Here is an 8,095-nt window from a genome sequence, read left to right as displayed (position 1 = left end):
GACCCGCGCTGCAGCGCGTGCTGGCCTTCCTCACCGAAGAATCCTTCGACGAACGATTCGAGTACGGCGTGGCAAAGCTTCTCGCGCAATAGCGTTCCGACGTCGACCAAGCCAAGGGGTCTCGGCGACGTCGGTCACCGTGGCGGGCGCTTCACCGCCGAGTTAGCCGATCAGGTTCAGGGGGCCTGGGTCGGCGGCGGATGGGTCCAGTCCGTTGTCGGTCAGAATGCGAGCAATGGTGCCGTCGCGCCGAAGTGCAACGATGTCCTCCGATATTGCCCTGAACAATCCGGAGTTGCTAGTGGACACCGGGAAGCAGACCTGGCCCGGAGCCTCACTCGATGCCACTCGAGGATCGGGAGCCGGGCGTTGAATCGACCAATCTGCGCTGTTCTGCTCCTTGGCGTACGACGCGGTTCCGATGGAATCGACTGCCGCGTCCAGCCTCCCGGCCGTGAGGTCGCCGTACACGCCCGCTGGATTCGGATACACCTTCAGATCAGCGCCGTACAGCTTCGCCAACTCGTCGTTCCACATGTAGCCGTCTACGGTGCCAACGGATCTGCCCTGTAATGCGTCGAACGTCGCGGCACCGTCCTTGGAGACGAGGACGATCTGGTCGCCGATCACGGGACCGGCCAGCGACACCACCTTTGCGCGGGCTGCGGTGCAGTACCAATTCCCGGCGGACACGTCGGTGCGGCCGTTCTGAGTTGCCGGGATGACCGAACCGGTGTCGAGCGGCTGCGAGACCAGGGTGAGGCACTCCATGGCGGCGATCTTGTCGAGAACCTCGCCCTCGACCCCGGAGACCTCCGTACCGTCGACCACGAGGAACGGCGGAAAGTTGAACGTCGCCGCGGTCAGCGAACCCGGTGTCACCGTCTTGAGTCCAGAGTGCGCCGGTGTGCAATCAGACTGTGCCGTGGTCTCATTGGTGGATCCTGAGCCGCAGCCGGTGAGTGCGGTCAGGGTGAGGAGGACACCCGCCGCGCCTGCGATCTTGTCGTGCATGTTGATTTCCCTTCGGTGGATGTGCGATGGCGAAGTCATAGATGTCGGCCGAGCGTCGTCTCGACGCGTTCGATCATCACGCTGGCCGAGATGGCGATGACCGCGTACAGGGCTCCCGCGAGAAGGAACAGGTTGAAGTAGTGGAAGGTGTTGTTGGCAATGGACTTCGCCTGCGAGGTCAGTTCCGGGACCGCGATGACGAACGCCAAGGACGTGGCCTGGAAGACGAGGATGCAGAAACCCATGAGAGGCGGTATCGCGATCCGGATGCCCTGGGGGATCACCACGTCTCGCCAAATGTGACGTCGCTTCATCCCCAGTGCGTGGCCCGCTTCGACCTCGCCAAGGGGGACCGCTTGAATGCCTCCACGGAGGATCTCGCTGGTGTAGGCAGCGGTCGTGAATGCCAGTGCGAGGTAGGCGCAGATGAAAGCCGAGAGAGTGACCGGGATGCCGTTGTAGACGATTTGGAGTAAGACCAACGCTGGTGTGCCGCGGCCAATTTCGACTATCACTATCGCCGCGCGGCGAAGTGGGTGCCGTGGAGACGAGACGGCGATGGCGAGAAGCAGACCCGCAGGCAGGCCGAGAAGCAGCGTCATGAACGTCAATCGCAGACTCGTCCAGAGGCCGCCGAGTAGACGATCGTGGTAGGTCAACCAGTCGCTCCAAATGCCGCTCATGCGGCAACCCCCTTCAACATCCTCGCCTCGAGATGCCGCGCGACCCATGCCGACGGGAAGGTCAGGGCGATGTAGTAGAGGCCTGCGACGAAGAACGGCGTGACGGAGGTCGTGGTGCTCGACGCGGTGGTGGCGTAGTAGCTGATCTCGAAGACGCCGATGGTGGAGGCGAGCGAGGAATCCTTCAGCAGGTTGATGCCATAGGAGGCGGACGCCGGGATCGCGACTCTCACCATCTGAGGTCCGATGATGCGCGACGCCAGGTCCAGCTGGGACATTCCCAGTGCCCGGGCGGCCTCGAATTGTCCTTGCTTGATCGCCCGGAGGGACCCGCGGTAGATCTCTGCCATGTACGCAGCCGAGACAAGGCCGATGGCCAAGATCGCCGAGCGCTCCGACGCGAAGATGGATCCCAGCGCAGGATCGAACTGCGTCGTCCCGTTGTAGATCAGAAAGAGCCACACCACCAGCGGCACGCCACGGGTGATCTCGATGAAGGACCTTGCCGTCGAGCGGAGAATCCACGAAGGGGCGATGCGGAGCGCCAGCAAGGGTAGGCCGAGTGCGGCACCCATCGCGAAGCCGAACGCGGTCAGTTGAATCGTCATGAGGATTCCGCCGGCGACGGTCTCCCAGATGTCGACCGTCACTTTCGGTCCAGGACCGCTCGTAAGAACTGGCGGGTGCGGTCCTGGCTGGGGTCCTCGAAGATCCGGTGTGGGTCACCGTGTTCGATGATCACTCCGTCGTTCATGACGACCAGGTGGTCACTGACGTCGCGTGCGAATTGCATCTCGTGGGTGACGACGACCATCGTCATGCCCTCGTCGGCCAATTCGCGCATCACGGCGAGCACCTCGAGACCCAGTTCGGGGTCTAGCGCCGAGGTGGGTTCGTCGAAGAGCATGACCTTCGGGTCGAGTGCGAGGGCGCGCGCAATGGCGATGCGCTGTTGTTGGCCGCCTGAGCACCGGCCGGGATACTGACTAGCCTTGTCCGCCAATCCGACTCGTTCGAGCAAGGCGACGGCGCGCTCTTCGGATTCAGCGCGGCTGCGTCCGAGCACCCGTTGCTGCGGGAGCGCGATGTTGCGTAGAACGCTCATGTGCGGGAACAGGTTGAACGATTGAAACACCATCCCCACCCGGGACCGCAGGATCGCCAATTCCTTGGACTTGACTTCGTGTTCGACGTGAACCCTGACACCGTCGACCGTGATGGTGCCCGAGGTGGGTCGTTCGAGCAGGTTGATGCAGCGCAGGAGGGTGCTCTTGCCCGCGCCGCTCGGCCCGATCAGTGCGAAGACCTGGCCTGAGCCCACGGACATCGAGACATCGCTGAGTACGAGATGCTCACCGAAGCGCTTCTCGACGTTCTGAAGCTCGATCGCCGGCTCCAGGTGCCGAGGCGGCACGGCGGAATGGTTCGAGCGAAGTGCGGTGGCCTTGGGATGTCCGACGGATTCGTTCGTCGGCCCGGGCGGCGCACTCATGACAGCTCTTGCAGGGCGTCAGGCAAGGACGCCAGGTCGGGGATCGTGCGCGTGACGGACTGAGCATCGTCCGTCGTCATGTGCGTCCAGTCGTTGTTCTCACTGCTATCCGACCGGTGGACGAACACCGTGCGAAAACCGCGCTGGTGGGCTGGTACGCAGTCGTGCCACACACTGCATCCGACGTGAATCCAGTCGCTCGGTTTGGGGGTGTGGCGGGCTAGGAACTCGTCGAATAGGCCACCGCCCGGCTTGTAACTGCCTACCTCCTCGGCGGCGATGACGTCATCGAACTCGACGGGTAGAGGTCCGTTGAGGGTGCCCCGGATCAACTCGACATCGGTGTTGGACAGGATGCCCAGCTTGTAGCCGGCGTTGCGCAGTCGATGTAGCGCATCCACACTGTCGGGAAATGCCTGCCAGCTGGGCAGGCTGTCGCCCAGGATGCCGAACTGGTGGTCCGCCAAGGTGATGTCGAGTGCGGCGGTGGCTCGGCGCAGGCCTTCGGCGAGCACGCTGCGATAGTTGCGGAACGGCGACTCCTCCTCGACCTGTGGCTCGAACCGGAAGTATGCGTCGATCAGGTCGGCCGACCGTCCTGGTGCAACGGTCTCCAGGGCCGCGGTCATACCGGTTCGCCAGTCGATGATGGTCCCGTAACAATCGAATGTCAGCCAACGGTCCGTCATGGTGTGCACCTATCTACTCGGAAATGATCGTCACGCTCGCTGCGAAGTCACTCACAGGTCGCCCAGTCGTCAATGATTGACACGAAGTCAATCCGCAGTCTCAACCCTCGTATGCGAAAAGTGGGTCAAGGGAACGGCTTTGCCTTACGATCGCGGCCTCTTGTCTACGATCCTCACCGCAGGTCTTCCGGTCCGATCCCACGTCCCGTGGCGCCGCAGCGGTCACGTTCGTTCGCCGTAGGTGGAGTTCCGTCGGAACTGATCCATGATGGCGACCGAGTCGGGGTGGAAGTGAATGGCGCGCACTTCCTCGAGCTCGGCGTCGAGCGCCTCGCCGAAGGTCTGGTTGGCTCCGCGAAAGATGGCTGCCTTGACGGTGGCGTTGGCGTAGGCCGGACGCGACACCAACTTGGTCGCGAGCTCCATGGCGGTCGACATCAAGTGCTCTGGTTCGACGACCTGGCCAACCAGCCCGATCGTTTCAGCCCGCGTCGCCGTGATCTCCTCACCGAGCAGCACGAATTGCGAAGCGCGTATCCGTCCGACCGCGGCCGTCAGGAGGAAGGACGTGCCTCCACCCATGCCCGTGCCAATGCGCACCTCGGGAAGGCTGAAACGAGAAGCGTTGGTGGCAAGCACGAAGTCGCAAGCGAGTGCGATCTCGCAGCCAGCGCCGACGGCAAGCCCGTTGATGGCTGCGATGACCGGAATGGGTAGCGCGGTGATGATGTCGGCGAGGCGCTGTTGCCCCTCGATTTGTCCCAGGCCGCCGTCTTGGCGGTTCTCCTTGAGATCGAAGCCGGCACAGAACGCGCGCCCGGTGCCGGTGAGGATGACGGCCCGGCGTTCTTCGTCCACCGTCTTGGTGAGCGCAATCTCCAGGGCGTCCACCAGAGTCGGATTGAGGGCATTGAGGCGGTGCGGGCGGTTGAGCCGGAGGATGACGATGGGGTCGTTCGGCGCGCCCTCCGTGATGAGTTCGCCGGTGTCGCTTGGGTTTGTCTCGGTCCGGCTCGTCATGATCGTCCTTGGGGGCGGGTGGTGACGACGGGCGCGGCGGCGATGTCGCGGAGAGCTCGCTTGTCGACCTTGCCGATCGCGAGTCGGGGTAGCTCGGGGCGCAGTTCGAAGCGTTTGGGGATCTTGTAATTCGCAAGCCGCATGCGCAGGAAGGTGCGCAATTCGTCGGTGGAGGGTGTGACGGCGTCGCGCGGGACGACGAAGGCGACACCGACCTCGGAATAGAGTTCGTCGGGTACGCCGATGACGGCCGCGAACTGTACGTCTGGATGTTCCTCCAAGGCCAGTTCGACCTCGCGGGGATACACGTTGTACCCGCCAGACTTGAACATCTCGGTCAGCCGACCGGCCAGCCGGATGCGGCCGTCGTGATCAAGTCTGCCGACGTCGCCGGTATGGAGCCAGCCGTCGAGATCGATCGCCGCCGTCGTGGCATCGGGGCGGTTCAGGTAGCCCAACATGACGAAGTCACCGCGGACTTGAACCTCACCCTCTTCGTCGACCTCGCAGCGCGATCCGTCGGGCCGCGCGATCCTTACGTCGTAACGTGGATCGGGTCGACCGACGGTGTTCGCCAACGCCTCGATGTCGTCGTCGTCGTCAGTGTAGGTCACCGAGCCGACGGTCTCGGTCATGCCAAAGCTGGTGCAGACCAACGGGACTCGCTCCTGGAGCTCGAGGATCAGCTCACGGGAGGCGGCAGCGCCTCCCCAGATCACGCGTTTCACGCTCGAGAGATCGGCGGTTGCCCATTCCGGTGTGGCGGTGATCAAGAGGAACATGGTTGGGATTGCCAGCCAGTACTCGATCCGCTCGCGGGCGATGACGTCCAGCACGCCGCTACGGTCGAACTTCTCCATGAAGTGCACCGTGCCGCCCGCGACGACGACCGAGCTCACGATGTCCCCGAGGCAACCGACATGGTTGATGGGGAGGTCGCACAGCATCCGAGGATGCTCGGCATACCAACGATCGGCTTGAATCGACGAACACTCGACCAGGCCGCGATGTGGCAGGAGTGCACCCTTTGGCCGTCCCGACGTGCCGGAGGTGTAGACCAGCACAGCGGGGTCTCTGCTGTCGACTGCGCTTTCGGCCCGGCGCAATTGATCGGCCGTCACGACCTCGCCCGCACGCAGAAACTTCTCCCAGGTGTCGCCAGCGGTGACGATCGGAACGGCCAAACCGATTCTTGCGCTGAGATTTTCGAGTGTCGCACGGTACGCATCGGAAAGGCCCATGAGCACCCGCGGTTGGGAATCGGAGACGACGTGGTCGAGCTCGCCAGAGGTGTACTTGGGATTGAGGCCCTGCCAGATCGCGCCGATCCGCGCGGCGGCGACGAAGGACACATAGAACTCCGGCCTTGGGTTGCCCAAGACCGCGATGCGATCGCCACGGCGCACCCCCGCGGCCAGAAAAGCTCGGGCCAGGGCCGCTGACTGTTCCTCGACCTGGCCTCTGGTCAGTCGAATGTCATCGTGCGTCAGCAGTTCTCGGTCGGGGTCGCTCTTCGTCCAGTGGGCAACGTAGTCAAAGATGCGTGGCAGGTCGGGGAGGGACGCCACGCGGGGAGCCGGCTTCATCGATGTTGACACAATATCAATTTGACACAAACTTGGGGGAAGGTCAAGGGTGCAATGCCGGAGTCACACTCGGTGCCGGAGTCACACCGGGCGCCGGAGTCACACCGGTAATGAAGGACGCAGCAGCCCGGGTCGACCCGAACGCGTGCCACGGTCGACGTTGATACAATGCGTCGAACTGCGGGGGGATGCCTCACGCGGACGACGAAGACGGGAACGGTCGACCGGTGGACGATCTGTTGGGTCGCGTGACGACAGTGGATGCCCTGGTCAACTCGATCCGTCGGCGCGTGCTCTCCGGCGAGTTCGCCCCTGGTGCCAAGCTCAACGAGGTGCCGTTGGCGGAGAGTTACGGCGTCGGCCGCTACTCGTTGCGGGGGGCACTGCGGGTGCTCACCGACGAAGGCCTGCTCCGCTATGAACAGAATCGAGGCGTCTTCGTCCCCTCGCTCGCTCGCGCCGACGTCGCTGACCTCTATCACTTCCGGGCTGCCCTCGAAATCGAGGCCGCCCGGTTGGCGATGAGCCGGGGGGCCACGTTCTCGGAGGCGGCCAAGATGGTGGACCAACTCGAATCCATGGGCGGGGGAGAACCGTGGGCGGAAGCAATCGAGGTCGACCTGGCGTTCCATCGCGAAGTCGTGCGCGCGGCCGAAAGTCCGCGCCTATTGAAGGCTTTCACCGCCATGTCGTCGGAGCTGCAGCTCGTCCTGGCCGGTAGTCAGCAGCACTACGGAGACCCGCGGCGAATAGGGCACGAGCACCGCGAGATTCTCGAGGCGTTGACCAGTGGTGATGCCGTGGCGGGTGAGCAAGCGCTGCGCTATCACCTTGAGGACGCCGTGGCCGAACTGCTCACCCTGTTCAGCTAGCAGACCTAGTTCGACAACGTCCGTCGACTGACGGCTAGGCAGCGCGGGAGGGTGACGGCCCCGGGGACGGTATGTCCTGGTGGCTCAGCGGCCCGCGAGTGCGGCGTCGATGACAGCACGCTTGAGCACCGCACGGGTGTGTCCGATGCGGGCGACGACCTGCTCGTGCTGATCGGTCACCTCCACGGTGAATCGCGCCTTCCGGCCCCGTCGGTCAACGAGTGTGGCGTGCGCCGTCAACACCGCGCCAACCGGCGAAGGTCGGTCGTGGGCTATCTCCACACCTGCTCCGACGGTCAGTTCGTCGGCGGCCAGTTCCGGTGCAAGCACCGCGTGACAGACCAACTCGGCGAGCGACAGAACGAAGGGGGTCGAGGCTGCCGCAGGAAATTCGGGGCCCCACGCTGCGGCCGTATCGCGTTGTTCGACGGTTTGGCTCAGGGTGGCGGTGTTTGTTGACACAATATCAATATGCCGTCGCGTGACGCACCTGTCAACGGGCCGCATCCACCGGGGCTGTCAAGCCGGGGCTCAGCGCGGCCGAGCTCCTCGACGAGCGGGTCCCTGATCGCATCCACATCGATTGCTGGACTGAGAGTTTCATGCGCCCGATCGGGGAGTGCCGTCTAGTTGGATCTCTGGGCCGCCAGCACCCGGGCGGCTTCGCGGACCGCGGCGACGTTGGACTTGCCCTGGCGGGAGCCTGCTAGTTTCGCGGCGATGTGGGCACCGACGGTGA

At 64.0% G+C, this 8,095-nt stretch carries 9 protein-coding genes; 1 reads left to right on the top strand and 8 read right to left on the bottom strand.

The window, feature by feature from the left end; translation table 11 throughout:
* Positions 1-162 precede the first annotated feature (162 nt).
* The 7 genes from ABW137_RS35990 to ABW137_RS35960 all read right to left on the bottom strand — a co-directional run bounded on the left by ABW137_RS35990 (position 163) and on the right by ABW137_RS35960 (position 6,484).
* Positions 163-1,014, bottom strand: coding sequence for a substrate-binding periplasmic protein (locus tag ABW137_RS35990; RefSeq protein WP_526407782.1), 852 nt, complete (start codon positions 1,012-1,014; stop codon positions 163-165).
* A gap of 35 nt (positions 1,015-1,049) precedes the next feature.
* The gene (locus ABW137_RS35985) at positions 1,050-1,697 is read right to left on the bottom strand and encodes an amino acid ABC transporter permease (RefSeq protein WP_526407780.1); all 648 of its coding nucleotides are present in this window, start codon (positions 1,695-1,697) and stop codon (positions 1,050-1,052) included.
* Positions 1,694-2,347, bottom strand: coding sequence for an amino acid ABC transporter permease (locus ABW137_RS35980; RefSeq protein WP_526407778.1), 654 nt, complete (start codon positions 2,345-2,347; stop codon positions 1,694-1,696). Before ABW137_RS35980 ends, ABW137_RS35985 begins: the two co-directional genes overlap by 4 nt.
* Positions 2,344-3,189, bottom strand: a complete 846-nt coding sequence (locus ABW137_RS35975; protein ID WP_526407776.1) for an amino acid ABC transporter ATP-binding protein — start codon at positions 3,187-3,189, stop codon at positions 2,344-2,346. Before ABW137_RS35975 ends, ABW137_RS35980 begins: the two co-directional genes overlap by 4 nt.
* Positions 3,186-3,878, bottom strand: a complete 693-nt coding sequence (locus ABW137_RS35970; protein WP_526407774.1) for an HAD family hydrolase — start codon at positions 3,876-3,878, stop codon at positions 3,186-3,188. The genes ABW137_RS35975 and ABW137_RS35970 overlap by 4 nt, the downstream gene beginning before the upstream one ends.
* Positions 3,879-4,100: 222 nt before the next feature.
* Positions 4,101-4,898 (bottom strand): enoyl-CoA hydratase/isomerase family protein, encoded by a 798-nt coding sequence (locus ABW137_RS35965; protein ID WP_526407772.1) that lies wholly within the window; start codon positions 4,896-4,898, stop codon positions 4,101-4,103.
* Complete coding sequence (locus ABW137_RS35960; protein WP_526407770.1) at positions 4,895-6,484, bottom strand: class I adenylate-forming enzyme family protein; 1,590 nt, start codon at positions 6,482-6,484, stop codon at positions 4,895-4,897. Before ABW137_RS35960 ends, ABW137_RS35965 begins: the two co-directional genes overlap by 4 nt.
* 227 nt (positions 6,485-6,711) lie before the next feature.
* On the opposite strand from ABW137_RS35960, the gene ABW137_RS35955 reads away from it, so the two are divergent.
* On the top strand, positions 6,712-7,356 hold the full coding sequence (locus ABW137_RS35955; RefSeq protein ID WP_526407768.1) for a GntR family transcriptional regulator: 645 nt from the start codon (positions 6,712-6,714) through the stop codon (positions 7,354-7,356).
* Positions 7,357-7,440: 84 nt separating this feature from the next.
* Here ABW137_RS35955 and ABW137_RS35950 read toward each other — a convergent pair whose 3' ends face one another.
* Positions 7,441-7,818 carry a thioesterase family protein gene (locus tag ABW137_RS35950; RefSeq protein ID WP_526407766.1) on the bottom strand — a complete coding sequence of 126 codons (378 nt, stop codon included), beginning with the start codon at positions 7,816-7,818 and terminating at the stop codon, positions 7,441-7,443.
* Positions 7,819-8,095: the final 277 nt, after the last annotated feature.

The sequence above is a fragment of the Mycobacterium sp. genome, assembly GCF_040509115.1.
In the GTDB taxonomy this organism is placed as follows: domain Bacteria; phylum Actinomycetota; class Actinomycetes; order Mycobacteriales; family Mycobacteriaceae; genus Mycobacterium.
This window is presented reverse-complemented; position numbering and strand designations above follow the sequence as displayed.